The sequence below is a fragment of the Grimontia kaedaensis genome, assembly GCF_023746615.1.
GTDB classification, from domain to species: Bacteria; Pseudomonadota; Gammaproteobacteria; order Enterobacterales; family Vibrionaceae; genus Enterovibrio; species Enterovibrio kaedaensis.
Genome location: NZ_CP082275.1, coordinates 20,058 through 46,363, shown reverse-complemented (window position 1 = coordinate 46,363; position 26,306 = coordinate 20,058). Strand labels below are relative to the sequence as shown.

At 50.1% G+C, this 26,306-nt stretch carries 15 protein-coding genes, 10 tRNA genes and 3 rRNA genes; 8 read left to right on the top strand and 20 right to left on the bottom strand.

What is annotated here, in order from left to right:
- The 8 genes from K6Q96_RS00220 to K6Q96_RS00185 form a co-directional block, all read right to left on the bottom strand.
- Positions 1 to 978 carry an ABC transporter permease gene (locus K6Q96_RS00220; RefSeq protein WP_046303420.1) on the bottom strand — a complete coding sequence of 326 codons (978 nt, stop codon included), beginning with the start codon at positions 976 to 978 and terminating at the stop codon, positions 1 to 3.
- Positions 979 to 1,150: 172 nt separating this feature from the next.
- Entirely contained in the window at positions 1,151 to 2,704 is a 1,554-nt protein-coding gene (locus K6Q96_RS00215) for an ABC transporter substrate-binding protein (protein ID WP_251876955.1), read from the bottom strand.
- A 108-nt stretch (positions 2,705 to 2,812) separates the two neighbouring features.
- Positions 2,813 to 4,519, bottom strand: a complete 1,707-nt coding sequence (locus tag K6Q96_RS00210; RefSeq protein ID WP_251876954.1) for a dipeptide ABC transporter ATP-binding protein — start codon at positions 4,517 to 4,519, stop codon at positions 2,813 to 2,815.
- Positions 4,520 to 5,232: 713 nt separating this feature from the next.
- Positions 5,233 to 5,309 (bottom strand) — tRNA-Pro (locus K6Q96_RS00205).
- 2 nt (positions 5,310 to 5,311) lie between these two features.
- Positions 5,312 to 5,387, bottom strand: a tRNA-His gene (locus tag K6Q96_RS00200).
- Between the two features lie 119 nt (positions 5,388 to 5,506).
- Positions 5,507 to 5,583 (bottom strand) — tRNA-Pro (locus tag K6Q96_RS00195).
- A 2-nt stretch (positions 5,584 to 5,585) separates the two neighbouring features.
- Positions 5,586 to 5,661 (bottom strand) — tRNA-His (locus K6Q96_RS00190).
- A 35-nt stretch (positions 5,662 to 5,696) separates the two neighbouring features.
- A tRNA-Arg gene (locus tag K6Q96_RS00185) sits at positions 5,697 to 5,773 on the bottom strand.
- A gap of 340 nt (positions 5,774 to 6,113) precedes the next feature.
- Here K6Q96_RS00185 and K6Q96_RS00180 point away from each other — a divergent pair.
- Together K6Q96_RS00180 and K6Q96_RS00175 are read left to right on the top strand one after the other, a co-directional pair.
- Entirely contained in the window at positions 6,114 to 6,533 is a 420-nt protein-coding gene (locus K6Q96_RS00180; protein ID WP_251876953.1) for a c-type cytochrome, read from the top strand.
- 138 nt (positions 6,534 to 6,671) lie between these two features.
- Positions 6,672 to 7,241: a sugar O-acetyltransferase gene (locus K6Q96_RS00175; protein WP_251876952.1), complete on the top strand. Its 570-nt coding sequence runs from the start codon at positions 6,672 to 6,674 to the stop codon at positions 7,239 to 7,241.
- Positions 7,242 to 7,280: 39 nt separating this feature from the next.
- Here K6Q96_RS00175 and rep read toward each other — a convergent pair whose 3' ends face one another.
- A complete protein-coding gene (gene rep / locus K6Q96_RS00170; RefSeq protein WP_251876951.1) occupies positions 7,281 to 9,299 on the bottom strand; it encodes a DNA helicase Rep in 2,019 nt (672 codons plus the stop codon).
- A gap of 417 nt (positions 9,300 to 9,716) precedes the next feature.
- Here rep and K6Q96_RS00165 point away from each other — a divergent pair, with 417 nt between their 5' ends.
- From K6Q96_RS00165 to ubiK, 4 genes are all read left to right on the top strand, one after another.
- Positions 9,717 to 10,304: a TetR/AcrR family transcriptional regulator gene (locus tag K6Q96_RS00165; protein ID WP_251876950.1), complete on the top strand. Its 588-nt coding sequence runs from the start codon at positions 9,717 to 9,719 to the stop codon at positions 10,302 to 10,304.
- Positions 10,301 to 11,407 (top strand): efflux RND transporter periplasmic adaptor subunit, encoded by a 1,107-nt coding sequence (locus K6Q96_RS00160; RefSeq protein WP_251876949.1) that lies wholly within the window; start codon positions 10,301 to 10,303, stop codon positions 11,405 to 11,407. The genes K6Q96_RS00165 and K6Q96_RS00160 overlap by 4 nt, the downstream gene beginning before the upstream one ends.
- Before the next feature lie 9 nt (positions 11,408 to 11,416).
- Entirely contained in the window at positions 11,417 to 14,503 is a 3,087-nt protein-coding gene (locus K6Q96_RS00155) for a multidrug efflux RND transporter permease subunit (protein ID WP_251876948.1), read from the top strand.
- Positions 14,504 to 14,645: 142 nt separating this feature from the next.
- Entirely contained in the window at positions 14,646 to 14,906 is a 261-nt protein-coding gene (ubiK, locus tag K6Q96_RS00150) for a ubiquinone biosynthesis accessory factor UbiK (RefSeq protein WP_002535501.1), read from the top strand.
- Between the two features lie 67 nt (positions 14,907 to 14,973).
- Here ubiK and ilvC read toward each other — a convergent pair whose 3' ends face one another.
- Entirely contained in the window at positions 14,974 to 16,458 is a 1,485-nt protein-coding gene (ilvC, locus tag K6Q96_RS00145; protein ID WP_251876947.1) for a ketol-acid reductoisomerase, read from the bottom strand.
- Positions 16,459 to 16,612: 154 nt separating this feature from the next.
- Here ilvC and ilvY point away from each other — a divergent pair, with 154 nt between their 5' ends.
- On the top strand, positions 16,613 to 17,497 hold the full coding sequence (ilvY, locus tag K6Q96_RS00140; RefSeq protein WP_251876946.1) for an HTH-type transcriptional activator IlvY: 885 nt from the start codon (positions 16,613 to 16,615) through the stop codon (positions 17,495 to 17,497).
- Between the two features lie 94 nt (positions 17,498 to 17,591).
- Positions 17,592 to 17,885 (top strand): SemiSWEET transporter, encoded by a 294-nt coding sequence (locus K6Q96_RS00135; protein WP_251876945.1) that lies wholly within the window; start codon positions 17,592 to 17,594, stop codon positions 17,883 to 17,885.
- Between the two features lie 240 nt (positions 17,886 to 18,125).
- Here the strand turns inward: K6Q96_RS00135 and K6Q96_RS00130 are convergent.
- From K6Q96_RS00130 to K6Q96_RS00085, 10 genes are all read right to left on the bottom strand, one after another.
- A tRNA-Asp gene (locus tag K6Q96_RS00130) sits at positions 18,126 to 18,202 on the bottom strand.
- A 15-nt stretch (positions 18,203 to 18,217) separates the two neighbouring features.
- Positions 18,218 to 18,333, bottom strand: a 5S ribosomal RNA gene (gene rrf / locus K6Q96_RS00125).
- A gap of 129 nt (positions 18,334 to 18,462) precedes the next feature.
- Positions 18,463 to 21,350: ribosomal RNA gene (locus K6Q96_RS00120) — 23S ribosomal RNA — on the bottom strand.
- Positions 21,351 to 21,702: 352 nt separating this feature from the next.
- Positions 21,703 to 21,778, bottom strand: a tRNA-Ala gene (locus K6Q96_RS00115).
- 31 nt (positions 21,779 to 21,809) lie between these two features.
- Positions 21,810 to 21,885: transfer RNA gene (locus tag K6Q96_RS00110), tRNA-Val, on the bottom strand.
- Between the two features lie 30 nt (positions 21,886 to 21,915).
- Positions 21,916 to 21,991, bottom strand: a tRNA-Lys gene (locus tag K6Q96_RS00105).
- Positions 21,992 to 21,993: 2 nt separating this feature from the next.
- Positions 21,994 to 22,069 (bottom strand) — tRNA-Glu (locus tag K6Q96_RS00100).
- An 88-nt stretch (positions 22,070 to 22,157) separates the two neighbouring features.
- Positions 22,158 to 23,710: ribosomal RNA gene (locus K6Q96_RS00095) — 16S ribosomal RNA — on the bottom strand.
- The 16S, 23S and 5S rRNA genes sit together here with 5 tRNA genes alongside, the layout of an rRNA operon.
- Before the next feature lie 569 nt (positions 23,711 to 24,279).
- Positions 24,280 to 24,804, bottom strand: coding sequence for a menaquinone-dependent protoporphyrinogen IX dehydrogenase (hemG, locus tag K6Q96_RS00090; RefSeq protein ID WP_251876944.1), 525 nt, complete (start codon positions 24,802 to 24,804; stop codon positions 24,280 to 24,282).
- 20 nt (positions 24,805 to 24,824) lie between these two features.
- Positions 24,825 to 26,282 (bottom strand): TrkH family potassium uptake protein, encoded by a 1,458-nt coding sequence (locus tag K6Q96_RS00085; protein WP_251876943.1) that lies wholly within the window; start codon positions 26,280 to 26,282, stop codon positions 24,825 to 24,827.
- Positions 26,283 to 26,306: the final 24 nt, after the last annotated feature.

Sequence of the window (26,306 nt, the reverse complement as noted above, 5' to 3'; positions counted from 1 at the left end):
TTATGCCCCCTTGCCTGTCAGGTTAACCGTTGGGTTAATCAGGCCATACAACAAGTCCACTAGTGTATTGGTGACCACAAACAGCAAACCGACAAAAATGACATACGCTGTGATAAGTGGCGTGTCCACTCGGTTGATGGCTTCGAGGAACAGAAAGCCGGTGCCAGGCCACTGGAACACTTTTTCCGTCAAAATGGTGTAAGCCACCATGGTACCTATCTGTACACCGCCGACCGTCACGACTGGCAGCATGGTGTTTTTCAGAGCATGTTTGTACTGCACAGTTCTCTCTGGCAAGCCTTTGGCACGAGCAAATTTCACATATTCGGTGCTTAATGCTTCCAGCATTTCAGAGCGAACCAGGCGGATAAACAATGGCAGCATGATAGATGACAGGGCAATGCTCGGCAGAATCAAGTGTGAAAGGCCATCCAGTGAGAGGAAACCGGTCTCCCAGCCGAACACATTGACCGTATCGCCGCGGCCAAATGAAGGAAGCCAACCAAGCTCAATGGAGAAGATATACATCAACATAATGGCAGTCAGGAACACAGGAATCGAGATACCGATACTACTCCCTGCCATGATAATTTTGGTGAAGACACTATTTGGGTGAATGGCAGAGTAAACCCCGAGCGGTATGGAGAACACCACGATAATGATGGTCGCCCCGATCACTAGCTCTAACGTAGCGACGAGTTTGTCGAGAATGACGTCAACTGCCGGGCGTTTGAAGAAATAAGAGGTCCCCAAATCGCCTTGCAGCGCATTACCGACAAAGCGAGAGTACTTTTCGATGAAAGGGTCGTTCAATCCAAGCTCATCGCGTAGGGCTTGTCTTTCTGACTCTGATACAGACTGACCCACCATTTCACGCAACGGATCGCCAAGGTTGTCCTGAATGGCGAACGCCACCAGACTGATCACAAACATCACTATCACCGCCTGAATTAGGCGCTTGACGAGAAAGGTAAACATTCCTAGCCCCTTCACTTTCCTTGAAGATTTTTGCTTTTGAATCTTTCAGTAGAGACTTTCTACTGAAAGAAACGGCCGGACATTCCACGGGTGGTCATGACGGCCGTTTCCGTTTTACGTTGTTTCGTCTCCGCCAGAAATGAGGGCTCTCCGGCGGAAAAGCGGTCGCTCGTTACTTAACGACCAGGTCACCGAAGTAAGGGAAGTTCATCCCATTCACGATTGGACCAATTTCTACGTTCTCTTTCGCTGCCCATGAAGGATCTTGCCAGTGAAGAGGAACGAACGCTGCTTCGTTGTAGAGGATTTCCTCTACTTTCTTCAGCATCGCATTACGCTTGCTCAGGTCAGTTTCTTTGTTTGCTTCGTTGACCAACTTATCCACTTCAGAGTTGCTGTAGTGACCACAGTTGTACTGGCCTTTACCGGTGTCAGCATTGCGGGTCATCGCCAGGAACTCGGTGAAGTTTGCGGAATCTTCCGTATCCGGGTGCCAGCCGATCATCATCATGTCAGCCGCACACTTGTCGAACTCAGGCCAGTATTGCGCTTTTGGCATGGTTTTCAGGTCAACATCGATGCCGATTTTTGACAACATCGCCGCCGTAGCTTGTGCAATCTTGTCATCATTCACATAGCGGTTATTTGGCGCCATCATGGTCAGCTTGAAGCCGTCAGCGTAACCTGCTTCTTCCATCAGCTGCTTCGCTTTTTTCAGATCATAACGCGGCTTCAGGCTATCGTTGTAACCGGCATAGCCTGGAGGGCTTTGCTGTGCAGACGCTGTCGCTGCGCCTTTCATGACCTTCTTCGCGATGCCTTCATTGTTGACCGCGTAAACGATAGCCTGACGCACACGCGCATCTTTCAGCGCTGGGTTGCTATTTTGGTTCATTTGGAAGGTAATAATACGGGTACCTGGCATGGTGTAGAGATCCACACCTTTCGCTTTCTCGATGCGCTTGTAATCGTTCGGTGAAACCGGCGCAATCATATCAACATCGCCAGACAACATTGCTGCTACGCGGGTTGCATCTTCTTTGATTGGCACCAAAGTCAGGTTATCAACGTTACCACCAGAATCTTTGTCCCAGTAATCCGCAAAACGTTCGAACTCAACTTTTACGCCCTGCTCGCGTGATTTCACGACAAATGGGCCAGTACCGGAAAGGTTGGTCGACGCAAAAGAGTTACCGTGCTTCACCACTTCCGCTTTGTCTTTACCATCAGCAGTGGTGCCCGTGTAGAACTTGCTGTCCATCGGGAAAATGTAGGTCGCAACGTTTTGGATCAGCGGGTAAGTGCCATCAGTTTTGATTTCTACTGTGTGGTCATCAACCTTGGTCAAAGAAACCAGCGGTGCAAAAATACCTTTAAAGTCTGGTGATGATTTCAGGCGGTTGAAAGTCCAAACCACATCATCAGCGGTCATATCGTTGCCAGAGTGGAATTTCACGCCTTTGCGCAGGTTAAAGCGCATGGTTTCGTTGTCTACACGCTCCCAGGACTCTGCAAGGCGTGGTTCAAATCCCATCGACTGGTTAAAGCGGACAAGTGGGTCAAAGACCATGTGGGATAATTGAAGGGTGCCGCCAGAGAGCTGCTCATGGGGGTCAAGTGACACTGGGTCGGCAGCGTAAGCAACGGTAATATCTGCTGCAGACGCAGCGAAGCTCAGGCCCGCCGCCATCATCGCGAGCGCGATTTTACTCTTGAAGGTTTTCATTGCATGACTCCTTATGCTGGGAGCCTTAGCTCCCGTTATGTTGTGTATTGCAAATTGAAACCACCAGCGAGCACAACATCATCCTCTCGCCAATGGTGGGATTCGTTTTTATCCTGCGACTGCACTCATGCCTTTGAACTCAGGCATCAAAGAAATCAACTGCTTGCTGTATTCATGCTGGGGTGATTTAAACAGCGCTTCGGTATGCGCCACTTCGAGCAGGGTGCCTTTTTGCATCACACCAATGCGGTCACACATTTGTCTGATAACAGGCAGGTCATGGCTGATAAACAGCATGGTCAGGTTCAACTCTTGCTGCAGATCTTTTAAAAGGTTCAAGATTTGCGCCTGCACCGACACATCCAATGCGGAGGTTGGTTCATCACAAATGAGAAGGCGTGGACGGGTTGCCAATGCACGTGCGATAGAAATACGCTGGCGCTGGCCACCTGAGAATTCATGGGGATATTTGATACCGCTTCCACGGCCTAGCCCAACGTGATCGAGTAAATCGCCGACGATTTGGCGGATCTGGTTTTCATTAGCCAGTTTGTGGAAACGGATAGGCTCGGCGATGATGTCCTGCACTTTCATGCGCGGATTCATCGAGGAATAAGGGTTTTGGAATACCATCTGCATTTGGCGGCGCATCGGGCGACGTTGCGCTTCACTTTTCAAAGACGTCAGATCGATCCCTTCAAACAATACCTTCCCCGAGTTCGGCGGATAAAGACCTGCAATCACACGGGCAATGGTTGATTTGCCTGAGCCAGACTCGCCCACGAGACCAAACGTTTCGCCTTCATGAACTTCAAAACTAACATTATTAGACGCTTGTACGTATTCACGGCGACTTTCGAAGAAAGAGTCCTTGGTAACAAAACGCAGATTCACGTTCTCGACTCTTAGCAAAGAGCCCGTATATTCGCGCTCGTCCTGGCTTTGTCCCAACCAATGTGTTTTCACATCCAGTGGCTTCATCTCTACCGCCTCTTCGATGTAACTCACGAGCGGAAAGCGATCGAGTTTGATGTCAGAGCGCGGAACAGCGGAAATTAGGCTGCGGCTATAGGGATGCTCTGGGTTGTTGAGCACTTTGGAGGTTTCGCCAAACTCCACCAAATCACCGCGGTACATCACCGCAATCTTGTCTGTGACGTTGGAAACCACCCCCATATCGTGGGTCACCAGCATACAGCCCACATTCTTTTCGACACAGAGGGCGCGGATAAGGTTAAGAATCTGATCCTGAATCGACACATCCAGCGCAGTTGTCGGCTCATCTGCAATAATAAGGTCGGGTTCACCTGCTAGCGCAATAGCAATTACCACGCGCTGGCGCATGCCACCGGAGAATTGATGCGGGTACTGTTTGATACGGTTATGTGCTTCAGGAATACCCACCTGTTCCATTAGCGCCAATGCGCGCTTTTTGGCTTCTTCTTCACCTACGTTCAGGTTAACCGTGATAGCTTCAACCAGCTGTTGCTCAACAGTGAACAGTGGGTTGAGAGACGTCATTGGATCCTGGAAGATAAATCCAATTCTCGCGCCTCGGTAGCGACGGATTTGGTCAGGTGCAAGACCAGAGATTTTCTCACCATCGAGGAACACATCCCCACTGGCTACTCGACCCGGAGGGCTCAATAGATCGATAACGGCGTTACCCACCGTCGATTTCCCTGCACCAGACTCACCAACCACACCAACTATCTCTCCCCTCTCTATAGAAAAGGAGAGATCTTTCACTGCTGCAAATACGCCGTGACGAGAGGGGTACTCGATACGGAGGTTTTTAACTTCCAATAATGCCATTGACCAGACCCTTGGTACTGCACAATTCCGTGCCTGCCGGAGAACAATCCCTGTTTAACATCAACAAAACAGGCTAAATAAGCGCATTACAATCTGGCAAATGTTTCACGAGAAATCAACATAATGAAACTATCAGCCATAATAAGCACAATTTATCGAATAAATATTCATCAAAAAGGCATTAACAGATAAACAACAGTATGAGTAATAACCCTTGTTTTACTGGCAGTTGCCGATAAGGAAAGCAGGTAAATGTGAGGTAGTAATCAAAGTATTTAATATGGCTAGCTATGCACCTGATAACTAAGAAAATGTAACATTTCACGCGTTTCCATGGTGAATAACGTTCACTTTTAAATCAAGAGTGTGAAGAAAACCAAAAAAAGAATAGGACACCGAGCCAGTATTTAACGTTAGTCGACAAGAATAAGACGGCTTATTGTCCTGATCACAGGGGAAGGTGCGATGGCAAGAGTGCTAACTGACCTCCAGCAGATCGCCCTAACAAACAAGCCAGGAAGTCAAAAACATAATAGAAAGCAAATACGAAAAAGCCTGCGCGATTGAACGGGCTTCTCTGAAAGTGGTCGGTGAAGAGGGATTAGGTGGGACTGGCCTTCCAGCGGGGCGGCCTTCCGCACCCGACCATGGGTTGGTACAACCCAAACACCAGATACGAAAAAGCCCGCTTGTTTGAGCGGGCTCTCTAAAAGTGGTCGGTGAAGAGGGATTCGAACCCCCGACCCTCTGGTCCCAAACCAGATGCGCTACCAAACTGCGCTATTCACCGAGTGGGGTGGCTGACGGGACTTGAACCCGCGACAACCGGAATCACAATCCGGGACTCTACCAACTGAGCTACAGCCACCACTGTTTTGTTTGTCAATTTCTTTTCGGGTTCGGCATTCCCGAAAAATAGAACTATTTACAGTTCTACCCTTGCTTAAAACGACGAAAGCCCGCTTGTTTGAGCGGGCTCTCTGAAAGTGGTCGGTGAAGAGGGATTCGAACCCCCGACCCTCTGGTCCCAAACCAGATGCGCTACCAAACTGCGCTATTCACCGAGTGGGGTGGCTGACGGGACTTGAACCCGCGACAACCGGAATCACAATCCGGGACTCTACCAACTGAGCTACAGCCACCACTGTTTTACTTCGCCAAATTTTCTAGTCCGGACTGGCGCACCCGACAGGATTCGAACCTGCGACCTTTGGCTCCGGAGGCCAACGCTCTATCCAGCTGAGCTACGGGCGCTTGCCCCTGTCGGCGGAGTCGCATATTACGGATATCGCCTCCTGCCGTCTAGCACTTTTTTTAATTTTTTTTTCGAACGGTTTATTTTTATCCGATCGGGCTAAAAACAGTGCAGGCAGGCGATATCATAACGGTTTCACGCAACAATCTAAAGCGCTATAATCACTTAATCTTTACACGGAGTTAACCTTATTTCGTCCATACTTCGTAATTAAGATCGTCACAATTGCTGAAAGGTCGACCCGGTTAGCCGATCCACCTCTACAATTGTGATAAAAATATCTAACCGTATAAAAAACGTCCGATAACTCGGAACCAAAAAGATATTGGGAGTGAAACAGTGAGCGCAAAGGGAATTTTTTTACGTCGTCTAGCAGTATCTGCTGTCACCGCTTTGTTTCTGATGGGTACAGCGCACGCTGTTGACATGTCAGAAGAAGCCATTGCAGAACGCATCGCACCAGTCGGTTCCGTTTACTTGGATGGCGAAGCACCTGTTGATACTGCTGCTGCACCATCGGGCCCACGTACCGGCGATTCCGTTTACAACACCTACTGTATGGCATGTCACGCGACAGGTGCCGCGGGCGCACCAAAAGTTAGCGACCCTGCCGCTTGGGAACCACGCCTTGCACAAGGCCGTGACACGCTGAACAAGCACGCCATCGAGGGCTTCAACGGCATGCCAGCACGCGGAACCTGTATGGATTGTTCGGATGACGAGATCGTGGCTGCTATCGACCACATGCTGTCTCTGTAAGGTATCCAAGATTGTGTGAAAAAGCGGCTTTCAAGCCGCTTTTTTGATGCCTGTTTACCAGTCTGGAAGCAAGGACACTGAATTCCCCCGCTACATCCCCCATCATTCGCGCGTGTTTTCTTCTTTCCTGTTCCTAAGATGACCGAATTCGAAAAAATGACCCAAGGCCTCGCCTTTAATGGGTGCGATGAAACGATTGATTCCATTCGCTCGAAAGCCTTCCAACTCCTTCAACGCTACAACGCTCTCCCGGTTGACCAATCCATTGATATTGCATCAGAGCTGTTTGGAAGCATTGGGGATGACTCAATGGTGATGCCGCCTTTCCACTGCGAGTTTGGTAAAACCATCCATATCGGTCCCAGTACCTTTATCAATATGGGTGCGATGATGCTGGATGGTGCGCCAATTACCATTGGCAGCAACGTGCTCATTGGACCTAACTGCCAGTTTTACACTGCCGGCCACTCAATGGATTACCGCAGTCGACGCAAATGGGAAACCTTCTGCAAGCCGATCGTGGTGGGTGATGATGTCTGGGTGGGCGGCAATACAGTGATTTGCCAGAGCGTGACCATTGGTGCTCGCTCAGTGATCGCAGCCAATTCGGTGGTCACCAAAGACATGCCGGAAGATTGTCTGATTGGTGGCACGCCAGCCAAAGTGATCCGTAAGCTGCACGAGAATGAATCGGCTGAAGAAGCTTGAGAAGCCTAAAAAAAGCCGGGGATTCCCGGCTTGTCTTTGTCAGTCCTTCTTGAGCATAGCGCGAAGGTTGGCAATCGCTGCCTGCCCTTTTGCCATTCGCTCTTCTTGCGTCTGGGGCTTTTTCTTCTCTTCCCATTCCACATCGTCGTATGGCAGCTCTTCAAGGAAACGGCTCGGAAGAGGCTTTATCAACTCGCCGTACTGACGGCGCTCCTTACAAAGCGTAAAAGTCATCTCACGTTGCGCTCGGGTGATCCCAACATAGGCAAGACGGCGCTCTTCCTCAACATTATCTTCGTCAATGCTCGATTGGTGCGGCAAAAAGCCTTCTTCCATCCCTACCAGATACACATATGGGAACTCGAGACCTTTTGAGGCATGCAGTGTCATCAACTGCACCTGATCAGCATCGTCATCGTCCTCGCCACGCTCCATCATGTCACGCAGTGTCAGTCGCTGAACCACTTCGCGAAGTGTCTTCACTTCGTTGTCGTAGTTGTCTCCTTCCAAGTCCGCCACAATCCAGCTGTAGAGATCGGACACGTTCTTCATCCGCATCTCTGCTGCCTTAGGGCTGGCTGAGGTTTCGTAGAGCCAATCTTCGTAGTGCGAGTCACGCACTAATGAGCGCACTGCATCAACGGCATCGCCACGCTCAAACTTATCGGAAAGCTCGACAATCCAGCGAGTAAAACGTTGCAGGGATTCCAGACCACGACCGTTTAGGTGCTCCTGCAGTCCTAATTCGAAACTCGCTGCAAACAAACTCTTTCCGCGCATATTGGCGTAAGTTCCCAGCTTTTCGAGTGTCACTGGGCCAATTTCACGACGTGGCGTATTCACAATGCGCAGAAATGCGTTATCGTCATCCTGATTGGTCAGCAGGCGAAGATACGCCATGATGTCTTTAATTTCTGCCCGTGCAAAGAATGAAGTGCCGCCTGAGATCTTGTAAGGAATTCGGTTCTGCATCAACGCTTTTTCAAACAAACGCGACTGGTGATTGCCACGGTACAGAATGGCGTAATCTTTGTAGTCCGTGCGGTTCATAAATTTGTGCGCGATGATCTCACCGACAACACGCTCTGCTTCATGCTCTTCGTTATTGGCTTTAAGTACTTTAAGCATTTCGCCGTCTGGCAACGCGGAGAACAGGGTTTTCTCAAACACGTGCGGGTTGTTGGCAATAAGAATATTCGCCGCACGCAGGATACGGCTGGTTGAGCGGTAGTTTTGCTCCAACTTGATGACTTTCAGGCTCGGAAAGTCCTGATTCAGCATCAAGAGGTTCTTTGGCTGTGCACCACGCCAACTGTAGATAGATTGGTCATCATCACCCACCACGGTAAAGCGGGCTCGTTCCCCCACCAGCAGCTTCACTAACTGGTACTGGCTGGTGTTGGTATCCTGATATTCATCCACCAGCAGATAACGGATTTTGCTTTGCCAGCGCTCACGCACTTCCTGATTGGTTTTCAGCAGGATTACTGGCATCAGAATCAAATCATCAAAATCCAGCGCGTTGTAAGCCTTCATCTGCTTCTGGTACATGGCATAGCAATGGGCAAATAACTGGTCGCGCTCACCCATCGCCGCAGATTCCGCTTGCTGCGGCGTCAGCATGTCATTCTTCCAGTTGGAGATGGTATGCAGCAGCTGGTTTAGCAAGTCCTTGTCGCCGTCGAGTTCATCTTCAGTCAGCTCTTTTAAAAGTGCCATTTGGTCCTGGTCATCAAACAGCGAGAAACCCGCTTTCAGGCCCAAACTTTTATACTCGCGGCGAATGATATTCAGGCCGAGGGTGTGGAAGGTAGATACCATCAGCCCCCGCGCTTCCTGGCGGTTCAGCGTCTGGCCGACACGCTCTTTCATTTCCCGCGCCGCTTTATTAGTAAAAGTCACCGCCGCAATGTGACGGGCCTTGTAGCCACACTGCTGGACCAGATAAGCAATTTTATTGGTGATCACACGTGTTTTACCGGAACCCGCACCAGCTAACACCAGACAGGGCCCGGAGACATGGTGGACAGCGTCATTCTGAGCTGGATTAAGTTTCATGAGGTCCCTCTGTTCAATCACGCGATATTTAGCAGGTGCATTGTATACCCAAACAACCTGAAGATGCTCGCATTCAGAGGTCATCAATGCGTTCAATTCGAGGCAAATTTCATGAGGAATAGTCGTTCTATTTCCGTGGAATTTAACAAAGAAGTGGGCGCATTGAGGGCCTCCCTTCGGGCGAGGTTGACTGACGCCGTGCTCTTTGTTGCTCCTTTTTGATGGAGTTGACTACACCTGCAAAGGAGCGCCGCGATCACAACGCCAGTCAACCTCGCTGAAGCCTGCATCTTCAGGTCGTTTGGGTATAGACGGAATAGCGGCGCACTTCATCTTTCGTCGATTTAAAGGAAAGAGTTGGCAGCCTGTAACAAAATCCATACAATGAATGAACGTTCATTCATTGGAGCGCTGTGTATGTCTGACAAGAAAACACAGATCCTGGAAGCAACGGAACGATTACTGGCGAAACATGGCTTCGACCGTCTGTCGATGCAAATGGTGGCCAAAGAAGCCGGGGTGGCAGCCGGCACCATTTACCGTTACTTCTCAGACAAAGACGACCTGTTAAGCCAACTTCGAAACCATGTTGTCCAGCAATGCGCTGCCAAGATGCTTGAAGGTCATAGCGACAACATGTCTTTGAAACAACAATTTGTCACCTTGTGGTTGAATGCCTGGCAGTTAACTATCAGCCGTGACGATAATGCGATTAACCGGGAACAATTTGACAGTTTGCCGTATCAGAACAACGGCGAACAGAAAATGGCAGAGCGGGAGGCTTTTTCACCCATCCACCAACTCTTCCAAACCGGTATCGCTAACGGAACTTTCAAACCCCTGACCACCGACGTGCTATCTGGGATAGGTCTTGAACCCGCAGTCTGTTTAGCTCGCAAACAGGTGAAAGGGGTTATAACGCTTGACGCCTCGGCGATCGATGATGCCATCGATGCTTGCTGGGACGCGATTTGCCTTCATAAAGAATCGGAGCAATCTCAATGAAGAAATGGTTTGTAGTCATGTTAGTCGTGGCGGTTTTGCTATTCGGCACCGTGATTGGCTTTAACATGTTCAAGCAACAGAAAATTGCCGAATACATGGCAAACATGCCTGAACCGGAATTCCCGGTCACAGCGGTAGAAATGGTTTCAGTCGATTGGATCCCTACCATTGAAGCTATTGGTTTTATCGAACCAAATCAGGGCGTTACCCTGACTACAGAAGTCAGCGGCGTCATTGAAAACATCAACTTTGAATCCGGTCAGGCCGTCAAACAAGGTGATGTCTTGCTGGCATTAGACTCAAAAGTAGAAGTCGCGAACCTCAAGAGTACCCAAGCTCGCTTGCCTGCTGCTGAAGCGAAGTTCAAGCGCTACCAAGGTCTGTTCCGTAAAGGCTCAATTTCTAAAGAAGCCCTGGATGAAGCCGAAGCGAATTTCCGTTCACTGCAAGCTGATGTTGAAAGTCTAAATGCGTCGATTGATCGCCGTACCATTGATGCACCCTTTGATGGTGTCGTCGGCCTGCGAAACGTCTTCCTGGGTGAATACTTACAACCAGGCACAGAAATCGTGCGTCTGGAAGACACGTCAATCATGCGTCTTCGCTTTACTGTGCCACAAACCGACATTGCGAAAATCAAACTGGGCCAGCAAATTGATATCTCGGTAGATGCCTACCCAGATACGCCATTTACCGGCAAGATCAGTGCGATTGAGCCAGCAGTTAACTTCCAGAGCGGTTTGATTCAGGTACAAGCAGACATTCCAAATAACCACGGTCAACTGCGCTCAGGCATGTTTGCCCGTGCAAACATCATTCTACCGACATTTGAAGACCAAATCGTTGTCGATCAGACTGCCATCAACTTCACCCTCTACGGTGAGAACGTGTATGTACTCCGAGAGGAAGAGGGCGCAACTCGAGCCTATCAGCAGGTTGTGAAAGTCGGCGAGCGTAAAGATCACATCGCACACGTGCTGGAAGGTCTGGAGCCAGGAGACAAAGTCGTGACTTCCGGTCAGGTGCGTCTGAGCAACGGTGCGAAAGTACGTGTTGTGGAAAGTGATGCTCTCAACCCACCGGCAGAGCTGCCACAACTGTAAGAGGCCGCTATGAAATTCACTGATATTTTCATCAAGCGTCCGGTACTGGCGGTGTCGATCAGTTTTCTGATCGCACTGCTTGGCCTGCAGTCGATGTTCAAGATGCAGGTGCGGGAATACCCGGACATGACCAATACCGTGGTCACTATCTCTACCAGTTATTATGGTGCGAGTGCTGACCTTATTCAGGGCTTTATTACTACGCCACTTGAGCAGGCCGTCGCACAGGCGGACAACATTGATTTCATGACCTCGGAGTCGGTGCTGGGTAGCTCAACCATCACGGCATACATGAAGCTCAATACCGACCCAAATGCGGCGCTTGCTGACATTCTGGCAAAGGTGAACTCAGTACGTGCACAGTTGCCAGGCGAGTCAGAAGACCCGTCAGTGTCGATGTCGACCGGTTCTACCACAGCGGTAATGTACATCGGCTTTACGTCGGAAGAGCTTGATTCCAGCCAGATCACTGACTATCTGGAGCGTGTAACCAAGCCTCAGCTGTTTACCGTAAACGGTGTAGCAAGTATCGACTTGTACGGTGGTCTGAAGTACGCGCTGCGCGTATGGCTGGATCCGGCAAAAATGGCCGCGTTTAACCTGACAGCGACTGATGTGATGGGCGTGCTGAACGCCAACAATTTCCAGTCTGCGACTGGTCAGTCCATCGGTACCTACATGGTATACAACGGTTCGGCAAATACTCAGGTTTCTGACACTGAAGAGCTGAAGCGCCTGGTTGTCGCCACCCAGAAAGGTCAGGTCATTCGTCTTGGCGACATCGCGAAAGTGTCGCTTGAGAAGAGCCATGACGTTTACCGTGCGACAGCAAACGGTTCAGAAGCAGTGGTTGCAGCCATTAACGCCGCACCAACCGCCAACCCGATAAACATCGCGGCAGATGTGCTTGAGAAGCTCCCAGAGCTTGAGCGTAACATGCCAAGCACCATCAAGATGAACGTGCTTTATGACTCGACCGTTGCCATCAATGAATCGATTCACGAGGTGGTGAAAACCATCATCGAAGCAGCGCTTATCGTACTGGTGGTGATTACCCTGTTTCTGGGCTCATTCCGTGCAGTACTCATCCCGATCATCACCATCCCACTATCGCTGATAGGTGTAGCGATGATGATGGAGCTGTTCGGGTTCTCACTGAACCTGATGACGCTGCTGGCGATGGTACTGGCTATCGGTCTGGTGGTGGATGATGCCATCGTTGTTCTGGAGAACGTCGATAGACACATCAAGCTCGGGGAGTCCCCATTCCGCGCCGCCATCATCGGTACGCGCGAAATTGCCGTCCCCGTGATTTCAATGACACTGACGCTGGCAGCGGTGTACGCACCTATCGCATTGATGGGGGGCATCACAGGCTCACTGTTTAAAGAGTTCGCCTTAACGCTGGCTGGTGCGGTATTTGTTTCCGGCATTATCGCGCTGACCCTGTCGCCGATGATGTGTTCGAAGATGCTGAAAGCCAATGCGCAGCCAAGCAAATTCGAAGCAAAAGTGCACCACTTCCTTGATCGCATGACCGAGGGCTATGCCCGCATGCTGGGCGGCGTGATGAAGGTGCGTCCTGTCATCATCACCTTCGCCGTTATCGTGTTTGTCAGCTTACCACTGCTGTTCAAGTTCATTCCTAGTGAACTTGCACCAGCGGAAGATAAAGGCGTGCTGGTGATGATGGGTACAGCGCCATCGACAGCAAACTTAGATTATATCCAGAACACCATGGCGGAAGTTAACCAGAAACTGGCTGATCAGCCAGAAGTGGCCTTCTCGCAGGTATTCTCTGGTGTGCCTAAGTCCAATCAGGCATTTGGTATCGCCTCTTTGGTGCCTTGGAGTGAGCGTGAAGCAAGTCAGGCAGACATCGTGAAGCGTATGACGGAGGAAGTGAAAGACATCCCGGGTATGGCGGTGACTGCCTTCCAGATGCCAGAACTTCCAGGTGCGTCTTCCGGTCTACCTATCCAGTTCGTCATCACCACACCAAGCAACTTCGAGAGCCTGTTCCAGGTAGCGTCAGACGTACTGTCTGAGGTGAAGAGCAACTCTATGTTTGTTTACTCTGACATGGATTTGAACTTCGATTCAGCGACGATGAAAATCAACATCGACAAAGACAAAGCTGGCGCATACGGCGTGACCATGCAGGATATCGGTATTACCTTGGGCACCATGATGGCTGACGGCTATGTGAACCGTATCGATCTGGATGGCCGTTCCTATGAGGTTATCCCGCAGGTTGAGCGTAAGTACCGCCTGAACCCAGAGTCCATCAAAGGTTACTACGTACGTTCTGCGAACGGCGAGGCTGTGCCGTTGGGCTCGCTGATCACCATTGATGTGGTGGCCGAGCCTCGCGCCCTGCCTCACTTCAACCAGCTGAACTCTGCAACCATAGGTGCCGTTGCTGCGCCTGGCGTTGCGATGGGTGATGCCATCAACTGGTTTGAGAACATCGCAGCTGAGAAACTTCCTCGTGGTTACCAACACGATTACCTCGGCGAAGCCCGTCAGTTCGTGACGGAAGGTAGCGCGCTTGTGGGCACCTTTATGCTGGCACTGGCGGTGATCTTCCTGGTTCTGGCAATTCAGTTCGAATCGCTGCGTGATCCACTGGTGATTCTGGTCTCTGTACCACTGGCTATCTGTGGCGCATTGATTGCCCTCGCTTGGGGCGCAGCATCAATGAACATCTACTCTCAGGTAGGTCTCATCACGCTGATCGGTCTTATCACCAAGCACGGTATCCTTATCTGTGAGGTGGCAAAAGAAGAGCAGCTTCATCGTGGTATGAATAAGATGGAAGCCGTGATGGAGGCCGCGAAAGTGCGTCTGCGTCCAATCCTGATGACCACAGCAGCGATGATCGCAGGTCTTATCCCGCTGATGTACGCAACCGGTGCAGGTGCCGCGCAGCGTTTCAGTATCGGTATCGTTATCGTTGCCGGCCTGGCGATTGGTACCCTGTTCACTCTGTTTGTACTGCCGGTGATCTACACCTATCTGGCGAGCAAGCACGAACCGCTGCCAGAGTTTGAAGAAGATTTGGATGTTTCAGCGCAGGAAAAACCCGCGCACTGATATTCTTCCAATACGATAAAGGGTCTCGATTGAGACCCTTTTCTTTTTTCAGCGTAATGAGTAGTAGCCTTTTGCGATACGACACTTTCGACAAAAGGTCAGGTGTTGCTTAGAATAACGGCATCAAAATAAGGAGTAACGCATGTTCGACCCAAAAAAGTTGGAGCAAATTGCCAAGCAAATCCATGAGTCTATGCCGAAACCGGTAAAAGATCTGGGTAATGATGTTGAGCAGAAGGTTCGTGAGGTGATCCAATCACAGCTGGCTAAACTGGATGTTGTCAGTCGCGAAGAGTTTGATGTTCAGACGCAGGTTTTGCTTCGCACCCGTCAAAAGCTGACTGAAATGGAACAAAAGCTGGCTGAGTTTGAGCAGAAGCTTAACGAGAAGTCTGACGCTTAAGCGCAAAACGAAAGACATAAAAAAACCCGGCTGTTGCCGGGTTTTTCGTATTTATCTATTGCGGTGATTAGTCACCAACTGCAATGCGCTTCATGTCAGTCATGTAGCCACGCAGCTCCTGACCAATCCACTCTACTGGGTGGTTGCGCAGTGCTTCGTTCACGTCGATCAGCGTTTGGTTGTCAACGTGGTTGCCAGTTTCACCCAGCCCTTTACCAATCACGTCAGTACCAACCAGCGGCATGAACTTCTCACGCAGAAGTGGCGTTGCAACGTTAGCAAACAGGTAGTTACCATATTCTGCAGTGTCAGAGATAACCACGTTCATTTCGTACAGACGCTTACGTGCGATGGTGTTTGCGATCAGTGGCAGCTCGTGCAGTGACTCGTAGTATGCAGACTCTTCGATGATGCCAGATGCAGTCATTGCTTCGAACGCCAGCTCAACACCCGCACGAACCATCGCAACCATCAGGATGCCGTTGTCGAAGTACTCTTGTTCAGAAATCTTCACGTCAGTTTCTGGGTAATTTTCAAATGCCGTTTCAGCAGTTTCTGCACGCCAGCCCAGCAGGTTCACGTCATCGTTCGCCCAGTCAGCCATCATGGTTGATGAGAAGTGACCTGAGATGATGTCATCCATGTGCTTGTTGTACAGCGGGCGCATCAGGTCTTTCAGGTCTTCAGACAGTTCGAATGCTTTTACTTTTGCTGGGTTAGAGAGGCGATCCATCATGTGAGTGATACCGCCAAATTTCAGTGCTTCAGTGATGGTTTCCCAACCAAACTGCAGCAGTTTACCCGCGTAACCCGCATCGATACCGTCAGCAATCATCTTCTCGTAACAAACGATAGAGCCTGCCTGCAGCATGCCACACAGGATAGTTTGCTCACCCATCAGGTCAGATTTTACTTCCGCAACAAAAGAAGACTCCAAAACGCCTGCACGGTGACCGCCAGTTGCAGCTGCCCATGCTTTCGCGATCTCGTGACCTTCGCCTTTTGGATCGTTCTCTGGGTGAACCGCCATCAGTGTTGGAACACCGAAGCCACGCTTATATTCTTCACGTACTTCAGTACCAGGACACTTAGGTGCGACCATCACAACAGTCAGGTCACTGCGCACTTGCATGCCTTCTTCAACGATGTTGAAACCGTGTGAGTAGCCCAGTGCAGCGCCTTCTTTCATCAGAGGCATCACTGCGTGAACAACTGCAGTGTGTTGTTTGTCTGGAGTCAGGTTAACGACCAGATCAGCCTGAGGGATCAGGTTTTCGTAGTTATCTACGTTGAAGCCGTTTTCTTTCGCGTTTTTGTAAGATTGGCGTTGCTCGTCAATCGCTGCCTGACGCAGAGCGTAAGACACGTCCAGACCCGAGTCGCGCATGTTAAGACCCTGGTTCAGGCCCTGTGCACCACAACCCACGATAACAACCTTCTTGCCTTTCAGGTAATCCGCTTCATTTGCGAATTCCGCTTTATCCATAAAACGGCAAACACCCAGCTGAGCTAATTGCTCACGCAAGTTCAAGGTATTGAAATAGTTAGACATGTCGAATACTCCGTAAAGAAATTTTGTCCTTTGGCGATGCGAACATGACAATCTGTTGCATCGAATTGCCCCCATCATAGATCAGGTAATTAGTTGCTTAAAGTGATATATTCACAACATGTAATTGCATTTTTTGCAACATGGAAATTAAGCGATGAACATCAAACATCTTCAGCTGTTCATACACCTATGTGACAGTAAAAGTTTCTCCAAAACAGCCGCAGCAATGCACATCAGTCCCTCAGCGCTGAGCCGCCAAATACAGAAGCTTGAGCAAGAAGCTGAACAACAGCTTTTTCTGAGGGATAACCGAAGCGTAGAGCTGACACTGGCGGGGAAAAAGCTATTACCTGTCGCGATGAGAATTCTGTCTGAATGGCAACAATACCAGAGTCAGTTTAATGCCTCGGGTAATGAACTGATGGGTGAGATAAGGCTGTTCTGTTCAGTCACCGCAAGTTATAGCCATTTACCTGAGCTGTTATCAGAGTTTCGCTTAAGACACCCACTTATTGAGCTTAAGGTATCTACCGGAGACCCGGCACAGGCGATAGATAAAGTGCTCTCTGATGATGCAGACATTGCAATATCCGCTTTGCCTGAACAGCTCCCCTCAAAGGTTTCATTCGAGCCTATCAGCGATATTCCGCTATCTGTTATCGCACCCGCAGGTGTCAGCAGTTTCGCCGATACCCTGCAAAGCGAAGATCCGGATTGGTCTTCTATTCCTTTTATCGTACCGGAAGCTGGTACAGCCAGAGAGCGCGCGAATACCTGGTTTAAGAAGATGAAGATCAAACCCAATATCTACGCGCAGGTTTCCGGCCATGAAGCAATTGTAAGTATGGTAGCGCTTGGGTGTGGCGTAGGCATCGCTCCAGATGTCGTGATCAATAACAGTCCTGTCAGGGATAAAATTGAAAAGCTCAAGCTAGCCCCCATCAAGCCATTCGAACTGGGAGTGTGCTGTCTACGATCGCAAATAGATAACCCGCTTATTAAAGCGCTATGGGACGTAGCAGAAGGGAAAACGATCTAGTTGCGATACTGTCTCAGCATCGGTATGGCGAAGAGCAGCAACAGGCATATCTCCTGACTATCCTCACTAAAAATTAACACAAGTGAGGTGAGCAATGAGCGTAGTTGAAAAGATTGGGAAGGCACTGGAACCTTTGATGCTCGTGATGGGCTTGGTCAGTCCTTTAGCAACGTTACCTCAAATCTATAAACTCTACTTCTCACACAGTGAGCACGCCGCAGGGTTATCTCTGACAACCTGGGTGCTCTATTCTATTATTGCCATGCTCTGGACCATTTATGGGCTTTACCACAAGAACCCAACGATATGGGTAGGTAATGGCTTAGGGTTTTTAATGTATTTGGCGATGGTCGCAGGGATCATTGCACGTGTAGGCATCATCTTCTAAACAGGAGCCTTTAATACAGATACTCATTAGGAGGTTGCACATATGATGTTGATAGAAAAACCTCTGTCATTCGACCGGGGCGTACAGCCTGAGGTTTCTTAGTAAGAGGCGAAGCAGGTAGGACTCAATAGGGATGCCTAGTTGCGTACGGCCAGTGCCCTCACCCAAGGTGTGAAGCACTTTTCAGGGAGCGCAGATAGCAAAAAACCTCAGCATTTCTGCTGAGGTTTCTCTAAGAAGTGGCGGAGCGGACGGGACTCGAACCCGCGACCCCCGGCGTGACAGGCCGGTATTCTAACCAACTGAACTACCGCTCCACACTTAAATTGGAAGCCTGGCGATGTCCTACTCTCACATGGGGAGACCCCACACTACCATCGGCGCTGTTACGTTTCACTACTGAGTTCGGCATGGAGTCAGGTGGGTCCATAACGCTATGGTCGCCAAGCAAATTCTGCTAAGTCTTCACCTTTTTAAAAAAGGTAAAAACCAAAATCTTGGAAAGTGACTGTCTTTGTTCTCGTTCTTACACATTCAACGTTCTTATTCGAGTCCGTCAAAACCCCTTGGGTGTTGTATGGTTAAGCCTCACGGGCAATTAGTATCAGTTAGCTCAACGCCTCGCAGCGCTTACACACCTGACCTATCTACGTCGTCGTCTCCAACAACCCTTTAGAGGACTTAAAGCCCTAGGGATGACTCATCTTGAGGCTCGCTTCCCGCTTAGATGCTTTCAGCGGTTATCGATTCCGAACTTAGCTACCGGGCAATGCCACTGGCGTGACAACCCGAACACCAGAGGTTCGTCCACTCCGGTCCTCTCGTACTAGGAGCAGCCCCTCTCAATCATCCAACGCCCACGGCAGATAGGGACCGAACTGTCTCACGACGTTCTAAACCCAGCTCGCGTACCACTTTAAATGGCGAACAGCCATACCCTTGGGACCGACTTCAGCCCCAGGATGTGATGAGCCGACATCGAGGTGCCAAACACCGCCGTCGATATGAACTCTTGGGCGGTATCAGCCTGTTATCCCCGGAGTACCTTTTATCCGTTGAGCGATGGCCCTTCCATTCAGAACCACCGGATCACTATGACCTGCTTTCGCACCTGCTCGAACCGTCATTCTCGCAGTCAAGCGGGCTTATGCCATTGCACTAACCTCACGATGTCCGACCGTGATTAGCCCACCTTCGTGCTCCTCCGTTACGCTTTGGGAGGAGACCGCCCCAGTCAAACTACCCACCAGGCACTGTCCTCAACCCCGATAAGGGGCCTAAGTTAGAACATCAAACATACAAGGGTGGTATTTCAAGGTCGGCTCCACACAAACTGGCGTCTGTGTTTCAAAGCCTCCCACCTATCCTACACATGTAGGCTCAATGTTCAGTGCCAAGCTGTAGTAAAGGTTCACGGGGTCTTTCCGTCTAGCCGCGGGTACACAGCATCTTCACTGCGATTTCAATTTCACTGAGTCTCGGGTGGAGACAGCGTGGCCATCATTACGCCATTCGTGCAGGTCGGAACTTACCCGACAAGGAATTTCGCTACCTTAGGACCGTTATAGTTACGGCCGCCGTTTACCGGGGCTTCGATCAAGAGCTTCGACCGAAGTCTAACCCCATCAATTAACCTTCCGGCACCGGGCAGGCGTCACACCGTATACGTCATCTTTCGATTTTGCACAGTGCTATGTTTTTAATAAACAGTTGCAGCCACCTGGTATCTGCGACTCTCAATAGCTCCATCCGCAAGGGACTTCACCGTCGAGAGCGTACCTTCTCCCGAAGTTACGGTACCATTTTGCCTAGTTCCTTCACCCGAGTTCTCTCAAGCGCCTTGGTATTCTCTACCCGACCACCTGTGTCGGTTTGGGGTACGGTTCCTGATAACCTGAAGCTTAGAGGCTTTTCCCGGAAGCATGGCATCAATGACTTCACTACCGTAGTAGCTCGACATCGTGTCTCAGTGTATAGCGTCCCGGATTTACCTAAGACACCCACCTACGCACTTGAACCTCGACAACCGTCGCGAGGCCCACCTAGCCTTCTCCGTCCCCCCATCGCAGTTATCAGCAGTACGGGAATATTAACCCGTTTCCCATCGACTACGCCTTTCGGCCTCGCCTTAGGGGCCGACTTACCCTGCCCCGATTAACGTTGGACAGGAACCCTTGGTCTTCCGGCGAGGAGGTTTTTCACCCCCTTTGTCGTTACTCATGTCAGCATTCGCACTTCTGATACCTCCAGCAGCCCTTACAGACCACCTTCAACGGCTTACAGAACGCTCCCCTACCCAGATATAAATATCTGCCGCAGCTTCGGTGTATCGCTTAGCCCCGTTACATCTTCCGCGCAGGCCGACTCGACCAGTGAGCTATTACGCTTTCTTTAAATGATGGCTGCTTCTAAGCCAACATCCTGGCTGTCTGAGCCTTCCCACATCGTTTCCCACTTAGCGATAACTTTGGGACCTTAGCTGGCGGTCTGGGTTGTTTCCCTCTCCACGACGGACGTTAGCACCCGCCGTGTGTCTCCCGGATAGTACTTACTGGTATTCGGAGTTTGCAAAGGGTTGGTAAGTCGGGATGACCCCCTAGCCTTAACAGTGCTCTACCCCCAGTAGTATTCGTCCGAGGCGCTACCTAAATAGCTTTCGGGGAGAACCAGCTATCTCCGAGTTTGATTGGCCTTTCACCCCTAGCCACAAGTCATCCGCTAATTTTTCAACATTAGTCGGTTCGGTCCTCCAATTGATGTTACTCAATCTTCAACCTGCCCATGGCTAGATCACTCGGTTTCGGGTCTACGTCATGCAACTCATTCGCCCAGTTAAGACTCGGTTTCCCTACGGCTCCCCTATGCGGTTAACCTTGCTACATAACGTAAGTCGCTGACCCATTATACAAAAGGTACGCAGTCACCTAACAAGTAGGCTCCCACTGCTTGTACGTACACGGTTTCAGGTTCTATTTCACTCCCCTCACAGGGGTTCTTTTCGCCTTTCCCTCACGGTACTGGTTCACTATCGGTCAGTCAGGAGTATTTAGCCTTGGAGGATGGTCCCCCCATCTTCAGACAAGATAACACGTGTCCCGTCCTACTCGTTTTCACGTTAAATAAGCCGTCGTGTACGGGGCTATCACCCTGTATCGCGCCACTTTCCAGAGGCTTCCACTAACTCATAAAACGCTTAAGGGCTAATCCGGGGTCGCTCGCCGCTACTGCCGGAATCTCAATTGATTTCTTTTCCTTCGGGTACTTAGATGTTTCAGTTCCCCGAGTTCGCCTCCACACACCTATGTATTCAGTGTGGGATACTGGCTGATGCCAGTGGGTTTCCCCATTCGGAAATCCCAGACTCAAGCGGTTGTTACTACCTAATCTGGGCTTATCGCAAGTTACTACGTCCTTCATCGCCTCTGACTGCCAAGGCATCCACCGTGTACGCTTAGTCACTTAACCATACAACCCCAAGAGGTTTCGTATGTTTAAACAACCAAGGTGTTCTAATAAGAACATGTTCACCCTTTTTGCCTCTGCTTTTTCTTAAAAAGCGGAAACATAAAGTGATGAACGATTTCGCCGGACTCAAATATTGTTCATCACTTCCGAGGAAGCGATGAAACCAAGAACACTTGAATGTGTTTGGTGTTAACTCCGTAGAGTCAACATTTGAGAACTTTTACAAACAAACTGAATCAGTTTGTTTAGTCAGCTTTCCAGATTTTTAAAGAGCATGTGATGTGTTCTATTGAACAACCACTTTTTAAGAACACTCACCATTCTCTGTTCGAAGAGAAGTGTGCTTAAAGAGTGGTGGAGCTATGCGGGATCGAACCGCAGACCTCTTGAATGCAAATCAAGCGCTCTCCCAGCTGAGCTATAGCCCCCCTGATATTTTGCTTCTTTCAGGAGAAAGAATGGTGGGCGATACCGGGCTCGAACCAGTGACCCCCTCCTTGTAAGGGAGGTGCTCTCCCAACTGAGCTAATCGCCCACATACGTTTTACATCCTCTGTGGTGAAGATGGTGGGTCGTGCAGGATTCGAACCTGCGACCAATTGATTAAAAGTCAACTGCTCTACCAACTGAGCTAACGACCCAGTGGCGTCCCATAGGGGAGTCGAACCCCTGTTACCGCCGTGAAAGGGCGGTGTCCTAGGCCTCTAGACGAATGGGACACACGGTTGTTTGGTATTGGGATACCAAACCACTCTTTACTTTTTCAACCTATACAATCTGTGTGGACACTAGCATTAATAGTATCGTTAAGGAGGTGATCCAGCCCCAGGTTCCCCTAGGGCTACCTTGTTACGACTTCACCCCAGTCATGAACCACACCGTGGTAAACGCCCTCCCGAAGGTTAAGCTATCTACTTCTGGTGCAGCCCACTCCCATGGTGTGACGGGCGGTGTGTACAAGGCCCGGGAACGTATTCACCGTGGCATTCTGATCCACGATTACTAGCGATTCCGACTTCATGGAGTCGAGTTGCAGACTCCAATCCGGACTACGACATACTTTCTGGGATTCGCTTCACATCGCTGTCTCGCTGCCCTCTGTATATGCCATTGTAGCACGTGTGTAGCCCTACTCGTAAGGGCCATGATGACTTGACGTCGTCCCCACCTTCCTCCGGTTTATCACCGGCAGTCTCCCTGGAGTTCCCGACATTACTCGCTGGCAAACAAGGATAAGGGTTGCGCTCGTTGCGGGACTTAACCCAACATTTCACAACACGAGCTGACGACAGCCATGCAGCACCTGTCTCAGAGCTCCCGAAGGCACCAATCCATCTCTGGAAAGTTCTCTGGATGTCAAGAGTAGGTAAGGTTCTTCGCGTTGCATCGAATTAAACCACATGCTCCACCGCTTGTGCGGGCCCCCGTCAATTCATTTGAGTTTTAATCTTGCGACCGTACTCCCCAGGCGGTCTACTTAACGCGTTAGCTCCGAAAGCCACAGTTCTAGACTACAGCCTCCAAGTAGACATCGTTTACGGCGTGGACTACCAGGGTATCTAATCCTGTTTGCTCCCCACGCTTTCGCATCTGAGCGTCAGTCTTTGTCCAGGGGGCCGCCTTCGCCACCGGTATTCCTTCAGATCTCTACGCATTTCACCGCTACACCTGAAATTCTACCCCCCTCTACAAGACTCTAGCCTGCCAGTTCAAAATGCGGTTCCCAGGTTAAGCCCGGGGCTTTCACATCTTGCTTAACAGACCGCCTGCATGCGCTTTACGCCCAGTAATTCCGATTAACGCTCGCACCCTCCGTATTACCGCGGCTGCTGGCACGGAGTTAGCCGGTGCTTCTTCTGCCGCTAACGTCAAACACTGCACGTATTAAGTACAATGCCTTCCTCACGGCTGAAAGTGCTTTACAACCCGAAGGCCTTCTTCACACACGCGGCATGGCTGCATCAGGCTTGCGCCCATTGTGCAATATTCCCCACTGCTGCCTCCCGTAGGAGTCTGGACCGTGTCTCAGTTCCAGTGTGGCTGATCATCCTCTCAAACCAGCTAGGGATCGTCGCCTTGGTGAGCCTTTACCTCACCAACTAGCTAATCCCAACTGGGCCCATCCGGTAGCGAGAGGCCCGAAGGTCCCCCTCTTTGGTCCGTAGACATCATGCGGTATTAGCCACCGTTTCCAGTGGTTATCCCCCTCTACCAGGCAGGTTCCCAGCCATTACTCACCCGTCCGCCGCTCGCCGCCCAACAAATTACCCGAAGGGTCAATGTTGTCGCTGCCGCTCGACTTGCATGTGTTAGGCCTGCCGCCAGCGTTCAATCTGAGCCATGATCAAACTCTTCAATTAAAGTTTTTGGCTCGATGAAATACTGTTGTGTTCTAACCCCTCTCTACAAAGTAAAGAAAGAGCAGAACGAATTGACTGTGCCGATAACTCCGTAGAGTTTTCGTTTGGTCACTCAGTAAACATCGATAAATCTTTTGTCTATCAACCACGAGTGCCCACACAGATTGCATAGGTCAAATTGTTAAAGAACGTTGACTTGAAGAAGCGTCGCTTCTCACCGTCAGGGCTGCGAATTTTACGCTGCCGGGCGATGAAGTCAAGAAGAAATTTTGATATTTTTCAGCGTTGCTTTCGCAACCCTCAAAACACCTTGTTGACTTGCCTCTTGGGGTGAATTTCCCTTCGAAGCGGGCGGCCATTTTACTGATTCGAAACAGCGCGTCAAGCGTTTATTTCAACTCAATTTTTGAGGCCTTCGCCGTACCGATTTGAGGGGGCGTTTCCGCGGTGGGAGCCGCTCTCCGTGTCGGTGAGGCGGCATTATAGGGAGGTCTGAAATTCTGGCAAGGCCTTTTTTGAGGTTTTTTATGAAAAACGGTGCGTTCGATCACTTTTCGCCCAAAGCGGTATTAAAGTAAACGAAATCGCTCTGAAAAGTCCTTCACTCTATCCCAATTGGTGTACTCAACTTCTTTGGTTGGGTCAGTTTCGCCACCTGTCATCTTCATAATGAACTGAATCATGACACGATCGAAAAGCTTATAGCGGGGATAATAGAGCGCACCGGCGAACACATCTTGCAGTTCTGGCTGCCAAGGCGACAGCTTTCTGAACTTCTTCATGTAGACACTACCTTCCGGTGTGTCTTTACCGGGTTTGCGTGCTGTCAGATTCACACAGAAAAAAGCAGCTTTCGTTTCATTGAGCGCAGAGAGGTTGTTTTCGATAAAACGGTATAGCTTCTTATTAAGGTGACCATAGCGAATTGACGCACCAATCAGTACCTTGTCATATTCCGCCCAATTCACCTTCGGCATGTCGTGGAGGTCCACCAGCTCACATTCGTAATTACCTGCCAATTCGCTTTCAATAGAACGAAGAATCTTTACTGTCTGCCCTTCACGACTTGAGTGAAGTAAAAGCGCCTTTTTCATCATTATTCCTATAAAAGCTGTTAGCTACGCCAGAAGGTCGGCGTGAAAAGAACCAGTAAGGTGAACACTTCGAGACGTCCAAAAAGCATGGAGACAATCAGCACCCATTTCGCGCCACTATTTATATCGCCAAAGTGAACCGCTACTTGACCGAGACCAGGACCAAGGTTGTTAAGGGTTGCTGCAACCGCAGAGAACGCCGTTAACTCATCAATACCTGTCGCGATAAGCCCCAGCATACAGATGACAAATACCAGTGCATAGGCCGAGAAGAATCCCCAGACTGCATCCACCACCTGTTGAGGCAATGCTTTGTTGCCCACTTTGATGGTGTACACAGCCCTTGGATGCACCAGACGTTTCAGTTCACGAGAACCTTGTAGTGACAACAGTAGGATTCGGATCACTTTCATACCGCCGCCCGTTGAGCCTGCACAACCACCTATAAAAGAGGAAAACAGTAAAAGCACCGGCAGAAATAATGGCCACTCAGAAAAACTCGTCGTGGTATAACCCGCTGTCGTGGAAATCGATACGGTCTGGAAGATGGCTTGGTTAAAAGCTTCGAACTCAGACTCGTAAGTGCCATGGTTGATCAACATGCCGAACACAATCGCCAGCAGGATAAGCTGGATCACAATAAAGGCACGGAACTCCGGGTCTTTGAAATAGAAGCCAGGATGCAGCTTGCCACTGGCAAAAGCAGCAAAGTGTAGCGAGAAATTACATGCTGAAATAAAGAGGAAGAACACCGTGATGAAGTTAATCGCCGGGCTGTTGAAATAGCCGATACTTGCATCATGGGTTGAAAATCCGCCGATCGCGACTGTAGAAAAGCTGTGGCTGATAGCATCGAATACCGACATTCCCGCCAGCCAGTAAGCCGATGCGCAGGAAACGGTCAGCGCAAGATAGATGTACCACAGCGCTTTCGCCGTTTCTGCAATACGCGGTGTCATCTTACTGTCTTTAACCGGCCCCGGGATTTCAGCACGATAAAGCTGCATACCACCGATACCGAGCACTGGCAGAATGGCGACTGCGAGCACAATGATACCCATGCCCCCGAACCATTGCAGAAGCTGGCGATAAAACAATACCGCTTTTGGCAGGTTGTCGAGCCCCACCATCACCGTTGCCCCAGTCGTCGTAAGGCCTGAAAAAGATTCAAAGAAGGCGTCAGTTACCGACATATTGGGCTGTTCTGACAGCATGAACGGAATAGACCCCGCGCTGCCTATTACCGTCCAGAACAGCACCACAATCAAAAAGCCATCACGAGCTTTCAATTCATGTCTGAAACGTCGGTTAGGAAACCAAAGAAGACCACCGCCCGCGAGAAGAAGGAAGAAAGTGAGAACAAAAGGGAAACCTTCACCATCGCGGTAAATGAATGCCACCACGGCTGGCGCCAGCATGGTGATACTGAAAAGGGCAAGAAGAAGCCCGACAATCCGGATAATTGAACGAAATTGCATAGCCTTGGACGGCTCATCCTTATA